This window comes from Pseudoalteromonas sp. SWYJ118 (genome assembly GCF_015864505.1).
Taxonomy (GTDB): Bacteria; Pseudomonadota; Gammaproteobacteria; order Enterobacterales; family Alteromonadaceae; genus Pseudoalteromonas; species Pseudoalteromonas arctica.
Map to the genome: position 1 here is coordinate 1 of NZ_JADYXC010000010.1, position 15990 is coordinate 15990.

Annotated in this window: 12 protein-coding genes; 11 read left to right on the forward strand and 1 reads right to left on the reverse strand. The window is 38.9% G+C overall.

Translation table 11 applies throughout. The features are described from left to right. Nucleotides 1-848 precede the first annotated feature (848 nt). From I6F48_RS11075 to ihfA, 5 genes are all read left to right on the forward strand, one after another. Nucleotides 849-1904 carry a DUF2066 domain-containing protein gene (locus tag I6F48_RS11075; protein ID WP_197119427.1) on the forward strand — a complete coding sequence of 352 codons (1056 nt, stop codon included), beginning with the start codon at nucleotides 849-851 and terminating at the stop codon, nucleotides 1902-1904. Further along, nucleotides 1904-2614 carry a DnaA regulatory inactivator Hda gene (gene hda, locus I6F48_RS11080; RefSeq protein ID WP_007580342.1) on the forward strand — a complete coding sequence of 237 codons (711 nt, stop codon included), beginning with the start codon at nucleotides 1904-1906 and terminating at the stop codon, nucleotides 2612-2614. The genes I6F48_RS11075 and hda overlap by 1 nt, the downstream gene beginning before the upstream one ends. Nucleotides 2615-2959: 345 nt before the next feature. Beyond that, the gene (gene pheS, locus I6F48_RS11085; RefSeq protein ID WP_002960692.1) at nucleotides 2960-3940 is read left to right on the forward strand and encodes a phenylalanine--tRNA ligase subunit alpha; all 981 of its coding nucleotides are present in this window, start codon (nucleotides 2960-2962) and stop codon (nucleotides 3938-3940) included. Nucleotides 3941-3955: 15 nt separating this feature from the next. Further along, on the forward strand, nucleotides 3956-6343 hold the full coding sequence (pheT, locus tag I6F48_RS11090; protein ID WP_024593070.1) for a phenylalanine--tRNA ligase subunit beta: 2388 nt from the start codon (nucleotides 3956-3958) through the stop codon (nucleotides 6341-6343). Between the two features lie 2 nt (nucleotides 6344-6345). Continuing rightward, nucleotides 6346-6645 (forward strand): integration host factor subunit alpha, encoded by a 300-nt coding sequence (gene ihfA, locus I6F48_RS11095; protein ID WP_002960690.1) that lies wholly within the window; start codon nucleotides 6346-6348, stop codon nucleotides 6643-6645. Between the two features lie 287 nt (nucleotides 6646-6932). Here ihfA and I6F48_RS11100 read toward each other — a convergent pair whose 3' ends face one another. Next, nucleotides 6933-7733 carry a DUF2989 domain-containing protein gene (locus I6F48_RS11100; RefSeq protein WP_024593069.1) on the reverse strand — a complete coding sequence of 267 codons (801 nt, stop codon included), beginning with the start codon at nucleotides 7731-7733 and terminating at the stop codon, nucleotides 6933-6935. Nucleotides 7734-7907: 174 nt separating this feature from the next. Between I6F48_RS11100 and I6F48_RS11105 the strand changes: the two genes are divergently transcribed. The 6 genes from I6F48_RS11105 (at nucleotide 7908) to I6F48_RS11130 (ending at nucleotide 15960) form a co-directional block, all read left to right on the forward strand. Further along, a complete protein-coding gene (locus I6F48_RS11105; protein WP_007580346.1) occupies nucleotides 7908-9350 on the forward strand; it encodes a glyceraldehyde-3-phosphate dehydrogenase in 1443 nt (480 codons plus the stop codon). Between the two features lie 183 nt (nucleotides 9351-9533). Next, entirely contained in the window at nucleotides 9534-10661 is a 1128-nt protein-coding gene (locus I6F48_RS11110) for a M14 family metallopeptidase (RefSeq protein ID WP_197119428.1), read from the forward strand. Nucleotides 10662-11037: 376 nt separating this feature from the next. Then, nucleotides 11038-12540, forward strand: coding sequence for an alanine/glycine:cation symporter family protein (locus I6F48_RS11115; RefSeq protein WP_197119429.1), 1503 nt, complete (start codon nucleotides 11038-11040; stop codon nucleotides 12538-12540). A gap of 139 nt (nucleotides 12541-12679) precedes the next feature. Then, complete coding sequence (locus tag I6F48_RS11120) at nucleotides 12680-13006, forward strand: hypothetical protein (protein ID WP_024593065.1); 327 nt, start codon at nucleotides 12680-12682, stop codon at nucleotides 13004-13006. A gap of 1 nt (nucleotide 13007) precedes the next feature. Then, nucleotides 13008-13289 (forward strand): YeaC family protein, encoded by a 282-nt coding sequence (locus I6F48_RS11125; protein WP_007378333.1) that lies wholly within the window; start codon nucleotides 13008-13010, stop codon nucleotides 13287-13289. After that, nucleotides 13279-15960, forward strand: a complete 2682-nt coding sequence (locus I6F48_RS11130) for a DUF349 domain-containing protein (protein ID WP_197119430.1) — start codon at nucleotides 13279-13281, stop codon at nucleotides 15958-15960. The genes I6F48_RS11125 and I6F48_RS11130 overlap by 11 nt, the downstream gene beginning before the upstream one ends. The last annotated feature ends 30 nt before the right edge of the window (nucleotides 15961-15990 follow it).

Here is a 15990-nt window from a genome sequence, read left to right on the forward strand (position 1 = left end):
TGATAGTGTAGCATTTGCTATGTGAAAGTAGGACATTACCAGGCTTCAAATTGTAGAAAGCCCGAATCTAACGATTCGGGCTTTTTTACGTCTGCAGAAAAGTAAAATACGTGCAATTAATACACACTCACATCAACACCCATCACGTAGGGCGGGCGAGCGCAGCGACTCCCGACGCTAGAATCACAACAAAATCCCTCAATATCTCAGTCGGCCAATACAGTAGCATTTACTACGTGACTCTCCACCGCTGTGGGCACTATGACATTACACAAGCTTCACATTGTAGAAAGCCCGGATCTAACGGTTCGGGCTTTTTTACGTCTGCAGAAAAGTGAAATGCGCACAATTAACACACACTACATCAACACCTATCACGTAGGTCGGGCGAGCGCAGCGACTCCCGACGCTAAAATCATGAAAAATCTCCGCTCAGCAATGAATGCGCAGCATTTTCACTATGACTCTCCACCGCTGTGGGCACTATGACATTATACAAGCTTCAAATTGTAGAGAGCCAACATCTAAAAATTCGGGCTCTTTACGTCTGCAGAAAGTAAAATGTGAACCAATAACGAACAATCAATGCCATAACATCATCGAGTAATTGCATTAAATACCTTCATGATGAAACTAAACCCGAAAGGTTCTCGTTTTTGAAAAGTGTAGTAAGGTTAAACGTAGGTGAATAGCGTACTACTTATTTAACTATCTTAATTCATATTTAATCTTTTTTACTTTCTATAAAAGCTAATTACTCTCATTTCCTTAGATAACAAATTTAATTTTGCTTTGTTACTGTCTTTGATTTAGGATCAAATCAGTTTAAAACCAAGAACTAACAGCCTGTGTATAGATTATTAATTAGCGCCATATCCATTTTATTTTGTTTTTCTGTGTCGGCAGTTGAAGTAGCTGATCTATATCAAGATATTTTAAAAGTGGATGACAAAACACGAGACACTCGATTAGCTGCGAGTCGTAAAGCTTTGCTCAATGTTTTAGTGAAAGTAAGTGGTGATGAAACTGCGGATCAAAATAAATTAGCGCAGCAACGTACTAAAGATATTTCTGATTATATGCTTAAGTTTGAATATGACGAGAGAGCAAATGGACAATTGAAACTCGTTGTTAAATTTGAAGCTCGAAAGATCAACGCGCTAATCAAAGAGTTAAACTTACCTTTATGGGGAGTACAACGCCCATTAGTCGCAATATGGTTAGGTATTGAAGACAATTGGCGCAGAGAATTAGTAACACAAGAAAGTTACCCGCAATTAGAGCAGTTAATTTATGACAAAGCAGGACGCCGTGGTCTGCCTGTCGTTGTGCCATTACTTGATTTACAAGATAGACGTTTAGTAGGTATTCCTGAGGTATGGGGTAACTTTTCAGAACCAGTAGAAGAGGCCTCTAGACGATACAGTGCTGAGCGAAGTATTACAGCAAGAATGTATAAAGAAGCGGATAGCGAAAATTGGATTTTAGATTGGCGTTTTACTAATGATGATCAATTTGATTCAAATAGATTAACGGGCGATAAGCAGCAAATAGTGAGTCAAATGATTGATACCTTAGCTCGAGGCCTTGCAAGCGAGTACGCTATTGATCCAAATGCTTATTATGAACAAGCCGCGGCCACGCTAACATTAAAAGGCACGCAAAGTTTTGTTGATGTTGAATTAGCAAAACAAAGATTATTGAACTTAAGCGTTGTTACGCAAGTTAATATTGTTCGTAAAACACCAGAATTTGTAGAATTTAAACTAAACCACACTGGTAACCTAAGCGATCTTAAAAAAGGGTTAGGGTTAGACTCCTCATTTAAAGATTATGAGGATCCACGCGCTTTTTATCATGTTGTTGATAAAAATAGCTTAGAGTATCAATGGATAACGCCATAATGCTAACTTCTGAGCCGATGCAAATGGCATTACCGGTTACCTTGCCGGATGACGAAACATTTGCATCGTACTTTGGTGGGGAAGATTCGTTAGAGGTTAACCATTTAAAAGATAGCTTTTCGAAGTTAGCTAAAAAGTTTCAGTATACTTATTTATGTGGGTTAGGTGATTCGGGTAAGTCTCACCTTTTGTATGCAACCTGCATTAAAGCACAAGAGCGTGGCTTATCTAATATGCTGCTGTCTATGCGCGAAGTAATTGACTTTGGACCTATGGTATTAGACGGTTTAGAAGCGCTTGATGTTCTATGTATTGATGACGTGCATTTAGTTGCAGGCAATGATGCATGGGAAAAAGCACTATTCAACTTTTTTAACCGGTTTAACGAACCCGGAAAAATGTTAGTAGTAACTGCCGATTTACTTCCTAGCATGCTTAATATCTCGCTGCCTGACTTAGAGTCTCGCTTAACGTGGGGAACAACCTTTCAAATTCGTTCTATGAGTGATGATGATAAAGCACAAGCACTTGTTAAGCGCGCTCATATGCGCGGCCTTGAATTAAGTGATGAGTGTGCACGCTTTTTACTAACCCGTTTAAGCCGTGATATGCGTGCTTTATTAGATGTACTCGACAAATTAGATCATGCATCTATGGCAGCACAGCGAAAATTAACTATTCCTTTTATAAAATCAACGTTAAAGCTGTAGTAGGTCTAGAATCTAGACCCTTCTTTCAGTTATCATAAGCTATTATCAGAGCGTGTTTACCTTTCCTGATTGGAATTTGTTTAACTTAAGAGTGCTTTAATCGCGTCGTGAGGACTTTAGCGTAGTATTTATATGCGAAACCCGAACAACAAAGAAAGTAGCCTCCGAGATAAACACTTCAAACTGCATGTGTTTGGTCTTTATTTAGCGTTATTGCATCACTTATGTAGGAAACTACAGTCCAATGCTTAACCTTATTTAATAACCAACCACACTGTTGTAAAGCAATCTTGAAAGGCCAACACGCTCTTAAGCAATCACCTTCTGTGAAAGGTCAGGTATCGAATGAACTTAGAAAACATATTAGCGCAAGCACTTGAGGCGGTAGCCAGTGCCAGTGAAATAGCGCAGTTAGAAGATATCAGGGTTAATTACCTTGGTAAAAAAGGCGAAATCACTAGCTTACTTAAAACGTTAGGTAAAATAGCACCTGAAGAACGTAAAGAAGCAGGCCAAGTTATAAACCAAGCTAAACAAGATGTACAAGCTGCTATCAACGAAAAGCGTGAGTTGCTAGCAAGTAAAGCACTTGAAGAAAAACTAGCTGCTGAAACTATAGATGTAACTCTACCAGGGCGTGTTATGCCTACTGGCGGTTTACACCCAGTTACGCGCACTATTGAGCGCATAGAAAGCTTTTTCGGTGAGTTAGGTTTTGAAGTTAAATCTGGTCCAGAAATCGAAGACGATTTTCATAACTTTGATGCGCTAAATATTCCAGAGCACCATCCAGCACGTGCTGATCATGATACCTTTTATTTCAATCCTAAGTTAGTACTACGTACTCAAACAAGTGGCGTGCAAATTCGTACTATGGAAACTGAGCAGCCACCACTGCGCATTATTTCACCTGGACGTGTATACCGTAACGATTACGACCAGACACATACACCTATGTTCCATCAGGTTGAAGGTTTAATGGTTGATACCGATGTTAGCTTTACTGAGCTAAAAGGTATTTTGCATGATTTTTTACGTAACTTTTTTGAAGAAGATATGGAAATTCGTTTCCGTCCTTCATTCTTCCCGTTTACAGAACCTTCGGCTGAAGTAGATGTTATGGGTAAAGACGGTAAGTGGTTAGAAGTACTAGGCTGCGGCATGGTACATCCAAATGTACTTAAGTCTGTGGGCATTGACCCAGAAAAATACACCGGCTTTGCTTTTGGTATGGGTGTAGAGCGTTTAACTATGTTGCGCTATGGCGTAAACGATTTGCGTGCATTTTTCGAAAATGACTTAAAATTCCTGAACCAGTTCCGTTAAGAGTGAAACAATAAAATGAAATTTAGTGAAAAGTGGTTAAGAGAGTGGGTTAATCCTGCTATTGATACGCAAGCTCTTTCGGAACAGCTTTCAATGGCTGGTCTAGAAGTTGATGGCGTTGAGCCTGCTGCTGCCAAATTTAATGGCGTAGTTGTAGGTGAAGTTGTTGAATGTGGACAACACCCAGATGCAGATAAACTGCGTGTTACCAAAATTAACGTAGGTGGCGATGAGCTACTTGATATCGTGTGTGGTGCACCAAATTGTCGTTTAGGTATTAAAGTTGCTGTTGCAACTGTGGGCGCTGTACTGCCTGGTGACTTTAAAATTAAAAAAGCCAAACTACGCGGCCAACCTTCAAACGGAATGCTATGTGCTTTTGTTGAGCTAGGTATTAGCGAAGAAGGCGACGGCATTATGGAATTGCCAAGCGATGCACCAGTAGGCACTGATTTACGTGACTACCTAGGTCTTGATGATAATATTATAGATGTTGATTTAACACCAAACCGTGGTGACTGCTTAGGTATAAAAGGTCTAGCACGCGAAGTAGGCGTTTTAAATAGTATTGACGTAAACGTATTAGATATTCCAGCTGTTACTCCAACAATTGATGACAAAGTATCAATTGAGCTAGTTAATGAAGATGCATGTCCTCGTTACCTTGGTCGTGTGATAAAGGGCATTAACCTTGATGCAGAAACACCACTTTGGATGGTTGAAAAATTACGTCGCAGTGGCGTACGTTCAATCGACCCAGTAGTTGATGTTACTAACTATGTATTACTTGAACTTGGTCACCCAATGCACGCGTTTGATTTAAATGCGATTGAAGGTGGTATTAAAGTACGTAGTGCAAACGCAGGTGAAGAACTTGTTTTATTAGACGGTAACACCGCTAAATTAAACGACACAACACTTGTGATAGCCGATCATAACAAAGCACTTGCAATTGCAGGTATTTTTGGTGGTGAGCAATCAGGTGTTACAGATAAAACATCTGATATATTACTTGAAAGCGCATTTTTTAATCCTGTAGCAATTGCAGGGCAAGCACGTAGCTACGGTTTACACACTGATGCTTCACACCGTTATGAACGCGGTGTTGATTTTGCTCTACAACATGATGCAATGGAACGTGCAACAGCACTTCTACTTGAGATTGTAGGTGGTCAAGCAGGCCCAGTAGTTGAAGCTGTTGCGGCTGACAAACTACCAAAAGTGACTGAAGTACGTCTTCGTCGTGCACGTTTAGACCGTGTTATTGGTCATCATATTGATGATGCTAAAGTAACAGATATTCTTATGCGTTTAGGTCTTGATGTTAAAGTAGAAAATGAAAGCTGGAGTGCGGACGTACCAAGCTACCGTTTTGATATTCGCATCGAAGAAGATTTAATTGAAGAAGTAGCACGTGTTTACGGCTACAACAGCATTCCTAATGTTGCACCAACTGCAAAACTTAAAATGACGACACATAACGAAGCAACTATTGCGCTTAGCAAGTTCCGCAATACGTTAGTGACTCGTGGTTACCAAGAAGCAATTACATATAGCTTTGTAGACCCTAAAGCACAAGCTATTTTACACCCAGAGTGTAAAGCAATGGTATTACCGCACCCTATTTCAATTGAAATGTCAGCGATGCGTGTAAGTTTAATGCCGGGTTTATTAGCGTCTGTAGCGTATAACCAAAATCGCCAACAGCCTCGTATTCGTTTATTCGAACATGGTCTTAAATTTATAAGCGACGAAAGTGCAGAAAATGGTGTTTACCAAGTACCGGTTATTGGCGGCGTTATTACGGGTCTTGTAAATGGTGAACATTGGGTTGAAGAAAAACGTAACGTTGATTTTTACGACCTAAAAGGTGATGTTGAAGCCTTACTTGCAATTACTAATGACGTTACTCGCTTTGAAATTAAAGCCGAGCAGTCAGATGGACTTCACCCTGGTCAATCAGCTGTAATATATGTTGATGGCAAAAAGGTTGGTTTTTTTGGTGCTTTACATCCTCAAGCTCAAAAGTCGTTAGATATCAACAACGCAACTTTTGTTTTTGAAATTGAAATGTCAGCAATAGAAAAAAGAAATTTACCGCAAGCAGAAGGGGTGTCTAAATTCCCTTCAAATCGCCGCGACATCGCGATTTTAGTGGCAGACAGCGTTAAATCTGGCGACATTTTAAGCGTGATCGAAAAAGTTGGCGGAAATCAATTGGTTGACCTAAACTTATTCGATGTGTATAAGGGCAAAGGTATTGAGCCAAATTATAAGAGTTTGGCGATTGCTCTAACACTGCAAGCGGTTGATAGAACACTCGAAGAGAAAGATATCAATCTAGTAGTTGATAACGTGGTGGCCGAATTGGCCGAACAGTTTAATGCATCGTTGAGGGACTAGATATGGCGCTTACTAAAGCCGACATAGCTGAACACCTATTTGAAAAGCTCGGGATCAATAAAAAAGATGCCAAAGATTTAGTTGAAGCGTTTTTTGAAGAAATCCGCTCAGCGCTAGAAAAAGGCGAGCAGGTTAAGCTCTCTGGATTTGGTAACTTTGATCTTCGAGACAAAAAAGAAAGACCAGGCCGCAACCCGAAAACAGGCGAAGATATTCCTATTTCGGCACGTCGCGTGGTGACTTTTCGACCAGGTCAAAAGCTTAAAACCCGCGTAGAAGTGGGCACAAGCAAAGCAAAATAAAAAAAGGCAGCGTAAGCTGCCTTTTTATTTGCCTGAATAACCTAGTTATTAAATTATACCAACCTGCATAAATCTTTGATCAATTTAACGAATTAAATTGCACTACAACGTCGTTAAAAACGTTTTATTTACGACTGCATGGATGCAGGAGGTAGAGCAATGCAGGGAGCAATTGCCGAGAACAACTAGATACAAAAATTTTTGCCTAGTTCTAGCGTAATTTCCTTAACGTTAAATAGACCCCATATATAAACAGATTGGTATTAGGTTATTTTTGCGATTATAAATTAAAACTCTCGAGGAGATACAAAATCACCTGCCATTATTTGCTGAAATGTTTGCTCTGCAAGTACATCTAGGCTGTCTAAGCTTTTACCATTCGTTATTAATTGCTGCTCAATTTCAAACACGTCAATATTTTCAATCCCCGACATTTGCGCTACTTTAGAAAATATATATGCATGCTTAAATTTATCATGTTTATAAAAAAGACTAATAAGTGATGTATACACTTCAGGATTCGGTACGTTGTCTTTTTTATTGAGTTCTAAAGTTTTATAAAGCAAATCGATGGTTTTTTCATCGTCGAACTTAATATAGTACGATGCTAAAAAAAATTGCATTTCGGCACTTTGCGTTACACTTTTGTCATTTTCTATCGCCAATAATTTAGTCAGTGCGTTTTGGTTATTATTTCGTGACCATTGGTAGTAGAGCAAACCTGGATGGTTCGTATTCTGGGTATCTTGATATAACCGAGTCATTTCTTTAATGCTCGTTAATTGACCGTCAATACGTGACGTTTTTTTAGCTTTTAACTTAATATGTTCAATTTTGGCAGCCACAGTTATACATTGGTTATAGGATTCAAAGTCTTTGAGTAATTGGTATTTATTTTCATCAGTAGGGTCTTTGTATTCTATGTAACGTTTGATAATTACATCAGAACGCTCATCCTTGCAGTGACTGTCTTTGTTTAAGTCGCTACAAAAGCCAGGTGTTTCTTTGCACACTTGTGCGAGTGTCAAGGGCTCTTCACACCCTGTCAACGTTAGCAAACCCAATAGTACACTTGCTTTTTTAAGCATCCCTTAACCCCAAATGAATATCTACCTTGTTATTCTAACGCAATCATTTAACGCCTAACAGTAGAGAATAACTTCAGATTAAATTAGAATAGCCCAGCCTGAAGTGCATTACTCTCAAAATATAGTGCATTTTTAAAGGCTATCCGTTCAAAATGATAAACTTAGGTAAATAAAATGACCTCATCTCACGAGTTAGAATACACAAATAGTTGGCAAGAGCGCCAAGATTACGCAGAAAGCATGCAACCAATCATTGGTAAACTTTACCGTAATCGTGGTATTGAAATCGCTGTATATGGCCGTCCTCTCGTAAATGCCAGTACTATAGATATTATCAAATCTCACAAAACCGTTGCTCAGTTTGAAGGCACTAAATTACGTTTGCGTGAAAGCTTCCCATTTTTAGAAGCTATCAGCAAAATGGAATTAAACTCTGCACGTATTGATATTGGTAAGCTTGCATATAGTTATTTGTTCACTGAAGCTGCAAAAGGCCGCTCAGTAGAAGAATTTGTAAAAGATGAACTTGCAGAAATAGCTGACTTACCAGCGAAAGAACCACGCGATGTTGTATTGTATGGTTTTGGTCGTATTGGTCGTTTACTAGCGCGTTTATTAATTGAAAAATCAGGTCCATATTCAGATTTACGTTTGCGCGCTATTGTTGTGCGTGGCGGTAAAGATGGTGATCTTGAAAAGCGTGCAAGCTTACTGCGTCGTGATTCAATTCACGGTCCATTCAATGGCTCAATCACTATTGATAAAGAACGTAACGCAATTAAAGCCAACGGTAGCTACATTCAGGTTATTTACGCCAACTCTCCTAGCGAAATTGATTACACTCAATACGGTATCGACAATGCATTAATTGTTGATAACACCGGTATTTGGAAAGACGAAGCGGGCCTTGGCCAGCATCTAGAGTGTAAGGGCGCTGCAAAAGTATTATTAACAGCTCCTGCAAAAGGTAATATCAAAAACATCGTATATGGTGTTAATAACAAAGATATTTTACCCGAAGATAAAATTGTTTGTGCAGCAAGCTGTACAACCAATGCAATTACACCAACGCTTAAAGCACTAAACGATAAGTTTGGTATTAATAATGGCCATGTTGAAACTGTACACTCGTACACGAACGATCAAAACCTTATTGATAACTACCACAAAGCAGAGCGCCGTGGCCGTGCCGCAGCACTTAACATGGTAATTACTGAGACAGGGGCTGCAAAAGCGGTTTCAAAAGCATTACCAGAGCTTGAAGGCAAATTAACAGGTAACGCAATCCGCGTACCTACACCTAATGTGTCGCTAGCTATTTTGAACCTTAACTTAGCAACAAGCACATCAGTTGAAGAGCTAAACGCATTTTTACGCGATACAGCACTTCATTCAGACTTACGTGACCAAATTGATTACACCGCATCAACGGAAATTGTATCTACCGATTTAGTAGGTAGCCGTTACGCAGGTGTTGTTGATTCACAAGCAACGATTGTTGAAGATAACCGTATTGTTTTATATGTATGGTACGACAATGAGTTTGGTTATAGCTGCCAAGTAGTTCGTTGTATGCGCGATATGGCCGAAGTGTCATTCCCAAGCTTACCTCGCTAATTTATTTGCAGTGACTTAAAAGCCAGCATGTTGCTGGCTTTTTTGGTCGTGTATTATTTTTAAAGCGTATGCCTTGTGATAGGCTTTAATTAAGAAAATGCACATTCGTTTTACTATTTACAAAATAATGTCAGTTCTGTGAATTAATAAGCAGATAAACTTATTCAACCTAAAGGTTTTTTCATGAAAATCAGCAGCAATTTCGACAGTGGTAATATCAAAGTTATTGAAGCCACCGATCCTTTAAATATTCAATTAGAAATTAATAAAGATCACCAGTCTGAATTTTATCAGTGGTTTCACTTTCGTCTTGAAACAACACCTTACCAATTGCATAAGTTAAACATTAATGAGCTTGATAAATCAGCTTACCCAGATGGTTGGAAAGGGTATCAAGCCGTTGCATCATATGACCGTCAAACATGGTTTCGTGTACCATCAAGCTATGAAAATGGCACATTAAGCTTTGAAATTGAACCAGAGTGCGGCAGCGTATACTTTGCTTACTTTGCACCATACAGTTACGACCGCCATTTAGATTTATTGTCTTGGGCACAAAGCCAAGGCGCTTGCCAATTAATCACGCTTGGTGAAACACTCGATGGCCGCGATATGAGTGTGCTTAAAATTGGTGAGCCAAGTGAAGATAAGAAAAACATCTGGATCACAGCACGTCAACATCCAGGTGAAACAATGGCGCAGTGGTATGTAGAAGGGCTATTGCACAAATTACTTGATGACGAAGACCCACATGCAGCTGCATTATTGTCAAAAGCAGTATTTTACGTTGTACCAAATATGAACCCTGACGGCAGCGCACGCGGACATCTGCGTACTAACGCTAAAGGCGTTAACTTAAATCGTGAATGGCAAACACCAAGCATGGAAAATAGCCCTGAAGTTTACTTAGTGCTTAATAAAATGCGTGAAGCTGGCCTAGATATGCACCTTGATATACACGGTGATGAAGCTATCCCGTATAACTTTGTTGCAGGTAGTGAAGGTATTCCAAGTTACGATGCTCGTCTTAAAGGCCTAGAAGATAGCTTTAAAGCAGCGCTTTTAACTATTACTCCAGAGTTTCAAGATGAACATGGCTATCCAAAAGATGAGCCAGGCCAAGCTAACCTTACAGTAGGCTCATCAGCTACAGCTGAAGAATTTAAAGCATTAACGTACACAATTGAAATGCCATTTAAAGATAACAACGATTTACCAGATCCTGATTACGGCTGGTCAGATCGTCGTTCATATCAGTTTGGTCAAGATACATTAGCGGCTATTGTTAATATTGTTGATAATTTAAGATAAAACGTTTATTTGAAGGGTATCAATAGTTTTGATGCCCTTTTTACTTTTAGTAAAACCCCTTTTACAAAAAATAATAATCATATAGCAACTTCATTTCAAAACGTTTTTAACGTTTCTTCGCGGCGTATCATCACCGTATCGGTACAAATCAATCTACTTTCATTTAAATACAACTGATGTGGTGCCTTACAATAGCTCCTTAATTAGATATTTTGAAAATTAAGTGTTAACAAGGTTGGGGTACTTAAGTTAAGATTAATTAAATAATGAGTCGGGACGGGAAAGGTAAAACCTTATTTCGTGAAACTTATGTTGCGTAGTAGCTAAAGCTGAGTCTCGTAATTAAAAATAATAAATATAACTATAGAGGATATCCATGGAAGCTTTTGTAAGCGCTGTTAATGATGTTGTTTGGAGTAATGCACTCATCTATTTATGCCTAGGCGCAGGCTTGTTTTATTCAGTGTTAACTCGATTTGCTCAAGTTAGACATTTTAAAGAAATGTGTAAGCTATTATTTAGTCCTAACACGTCTGATAAAGGTATCTCATCTTTTCAAGCCCTTGCAGTATCGTTATCTGGACGAGTAGGTGTTGGTAATATCGCAGGTGTTGCAGCAGCTATCGGTTTTGGTGGGCCAGGTGCTATTTTTTGGATGTGGGTTGTTGCTTTTCTAGGAGCAAGTACCGCATACGCAGAATCTACTTTAGGCCAAATTTATAAAACAGAAGAAAACGGGCAATATCGTGGTGGCCCAGCATATTATTTTGACCGTTGTTTAGGGCAAAAATGGCTAGCTGTGTTATTTGCTGTTTCGGCAATTATTGCCTGTGGTGTTTTTCTGCCCGGCGTACAAGCAAATGCGGTAGGTAATGCGTTTACCCAAGTATTTGGCGATGGAAATATGGTCACTACTAGCTTTGGTGACGTAGGCAGCTTTAAGTTAGTCGCATTGGCAATTATCCTTATTGTTTTAGCATTTATTATTTTTGGCGGTATAAAACGTATTGCTAACTTTACGCAAATTGTGGTGCCATTTATGGCGCTTGGTTACATAGTATTGGCACTAATCGTTGTATTTTTAAACTTAGATAAAGTGGGCGATATATTTTATTTAATTATTAGTGATGCATTTACCGCGCAGGCCGGTTTTGGTGCTGCTATTGGTTGGGGCGTCAAACGTGGTATATATTCTAATGAAGCAGGCCAAGGTACTGGGCCCCATGCAGCAGCTGCTGCAGAAGTAGATCATCCTGCTCAACAGGGGTTAGTACAAGCCTTTTCTGTTTATGTTGATACTATTTTTGTGTGTACAGCAACAGCGTTGATGATTTTAATAACGCAGCAATACAATGTTGTGGGTGAGTTACCAGCAGGACAGTTTATTGTACAAAATGTTGATGCAGCCACTGAAGTAGGCTCAGCAGCCTTTACTCAAATGGCTTTATTTAGTGTATTTGGCAGTTTTGGACAAGCATTTGTGGGTATTGCATTATTCTTCTTTGCCTTTACTACAATACTTGCTTATTACTTTATTGCAGAAACTAATATTGCTTACTTAAATCGTTATTTTAAAGGCAGTATTCCGCTTGTTATCGTGAAATTTGTGATTATGTTTATGGTTGCATACGGCATGGTCAACAATTCAGGTTATATTTGGACTATTGGTGATATTGGCGTTGGCTTAATGGCTTGGATTAACATATTAGGTATTTTAGCTATTTTCTTCGTAGCTAAGCCTGCTTTATTATGTTTAAGTGATTATGAAGAACAGAAGAAAAAGGGCGGAAAAATCATATTTGACCCAGTTAAATTAGGCATTAAAAATGCCACTTTTTGGGAAAAACGCCTAGCAAAACAGTCAAAAGACGCTGAGTAATTAAACTTAGTGAGTAACTTGGATGTTTATCGTTTCTAAATCACTTATTGGTTTAAATTCAAAAAAGACAACGAGAAATAAAACAAGTACAATAAAGGCGCCGAAAGGCGCTTTTTTTATGCGTAGTATGGAGAGAAGTATGGCGATTATTCGTTGCCCAAAATGTGCAAAATCAATTTCAGATAAACATAAACAATGTCCGCATTGTGAAAGTAACATTGCAGAGCTAAACGACGAGCAAGTTTTACAGCTTCAACGCGAACAGCGAATTAAAAAAAAGCAGATGTTTCTAAATCACTCCTTTTTGGCGCTTATCTTATTTTTAGGTGGTTTTTTCTGTTTGTACTTTTTACAACCGCAAGAAGAAACGCTTCAGTGGTATGCTTATACTGCCGCAATTGGCGTAGGTTGTATTTGGTATATTATAAACCGTATTATTTTAGTGACTCTAAAAAAGAAAAAATGACATGAATATCGACAATCTTGTACAAAATATTACTCCCGAATTATTCGAACGCTTACAATACGGTGCTTCTACTGGCAAATGGCCAGACGGCACCGTTTTATCAGATGAGCAAAAGCAACAAACAGTGCAGTTGGTTATGTTGTATCAAGCAAAGGTGGCTCAATCTAATGAGCAATTTACGATTGGTGCTAATGGTGAAATGATCCAAAAGACAAAAGCTCAACTACAAAAAGAATTCAAATCAGACAACGAAATAGCTAGGTTTAGTGAACATGATCTTTAAGCACCTTTTTACACCGAAGTGGAAACACCCTAAGCAACAAGTACGTCTTGATGCTATCGAAAAATTAGACATTGAACGTGATGCAACCATATTAAACACGTTAGCACTTGAAGATAGCTCAGCTGAAATACGCCGCAAAGCACTACAAAAAGTAAACGATTTACCACTTTGGTGGAAAGCGTATAAACAAGATCAGGCATTAAAAGATATAGCAGAGCTGCAAATATCAAATGCTGTTTTAAATAGCGAAAGTGCACTAACACCGCAAATTAAAAATGAATATATTGAGCGCTTTGCGCCAGTAAAAACACTAGAAAAGTTAGCGTTTGCAGAAAAAGAGCTGCAAGTACGCGTTAAATTATTAAAACGTTTAGCAAATCCAAAACTAGTAGAAAAAGCATTTAAAGAAGGTAGCGAAGAGCTACAAACTCAATTAGTTGAACTTGTTATTACTCATCAATTAATTAAGCCATTAGTAAAACATGCAAAGGGTGGCGCAAAAACAGCACTTGAAACGCATATTGAAAATGAACGTCTAGCAATAGAAAAGCCACTTGAAGTAGAGGGTGCAACACGTATTATTTTAGCGAAGTTAAATGCTTTGCGTGAAAAAACAGACTTTGGTGTTGTTAATCCACAAGCGGGCGAGCTAATGGCTCAGTGGCAAGCACTTGAGCTTAAATGGTTAAGTGATGACCGTGTTAAGTTGCTTGATGAAAAATATACTTCGATTACCACTAAGTTAAATGCACACATTGAACAGCTACAAGCGGTACACGATAAAGAGCAGCAACAATTAGCGCAACAACAGCGCCAATTACTAGCACTTGCAACGCTTGAAGCGTTAAGCGAAGAAATTGAAAATGCCTTACAACTTGGTCTTGAAACGCCAGAGCAAATTCAACAAGATTGGCTTGATGCAAAAGTAGCGCAAGCTAAGCACGCTATTAGCGAAACAGAGCTTGCTAATAACACGCAATCAAAACTTGCTGTAAGTAAGTTAGAAAAGTTATTTACTCAAGTTGCTAAGCTACCTGAGCTAACCGCTGCCATTAAAGAGTACAAGCTCGCTTTTACAGCATTGTGTGAAATTAAACCAGCAGAAGACTTAGCGCAGTACGATGTTACTTTAACTGAGTTTAACAATGGCTTTAAAGCAGCGCGTAATCATTTAAATATATTAGATGGCGCACTGCAAAGTACGTTTAAAACACAGCTAAACACGCATAAAAAGCAATTTTTAGCACCAATGAATGAACTCGTTAAGCCGCTTGAAAAAAATCAAAGCCAAGCAAAACGCAAAGCACGTGATGTTAAACGCCTGATTGAAGAAGGTCGATTTAACGTTGCTTTTGGCGTATTTAAAGGGTTTGAAGAATTATTTAATACCCTTACTGAACAATACCAACAGCCGCTTGTAAACATAAAAGCAGAGCTTGAAGCGCAACTTGCAGACGCTAAAGATTGGCAAAAATACGCTGCTGCACCAAAGCGTGAAGCTTTATTAGAAGAAGTAAGCGCATTAGTAAGTGAAGAGTGTACTGACCCACAACAACGTGCTGAGCAGGTAAAAGCACTACGTAAACGTTGGAATGAGTTAGGTCGTTTAGATACAGACGAAGAGAAGCAACAAGGCACTCAGTTTGATGAAAAAATCGAGCTGTTATTTGCACCTTGTCGTAGTTACTTCGCAGAGCAAGAAGTACAACGCGAAGCATCTAAAGCACAACGCGAAAGTATTATTAGCGATATGCATGCACTTCATTTACAGCCTACTGCTGAGGATGATTTTGATTGGAAGCAATATGAAAGCCAATACAATCGTTTAAACAAAGCGTGGCGCAGTGTAGGTAAAGTTGATCCTAAAACATACCGTACATTAAACGATCGTTATAAAAATGAGCAACAGCAAGTACTGGCTTTATTAAATGCATTTCATAAAAGTAATGCTGCACTTAAAAATGAGTTAGTAGAAAAAGCAGAGCAGTTGTCACAAAGTGATGATTTAGCCGCTGCATGCCAAGAGTTGAAGCAAATGCAGCAACAATGGCAAACCATTGGTTTTGCAGGTTTGAAAGCTGAAAATGCGTTATGGCAAAAATTTCGTCAATTTAACGATGAAACATTTACTAAGCGTAGTAGTGAGTTTGAACAGCAAAAACTTGAGCAAAACGAGTCAGATAAGCAAGCCGTTTCAGAACTTGCTGAGCTTGAAGCAGCACTTAGCGATGTAAATCAAAGAGCACAGTTGCACGACCTAGAAACAAAAGTGAAAGGGTATGCACAGTTTAGATCGTTAGCGCCAAAAGTGACTAAGCTACTAGCGGCCATTGAAGATAAACTTGCATTGCTTACAAGCAAATCAGAGCAAGCTAATTTAGATGCACTAATTACAGCACTTGAGAACAATGAAGCGTTACCAAGTCAGTACCAAGCACCGCTTAAAACAACATTAAATACTGAACAGCTTATTACGCGCATGGAAATACTAGCGAACGTAAGCTCAACTGATAAGTCACTTAGAATGGCAGAACAAGTAGCCATGTTAGATGACAAGCATCGTGGCGAACATGCTGATTTAAACTATTATTTAAAACAGTTACTAGCGCTCAGTGGCGGTTCAGTTGAACCTGACACACTAATGCGACTTAAAGCGATACTTGCAGCTTAATACACTAGGGCGTGTTGACCTTTCGTGGTT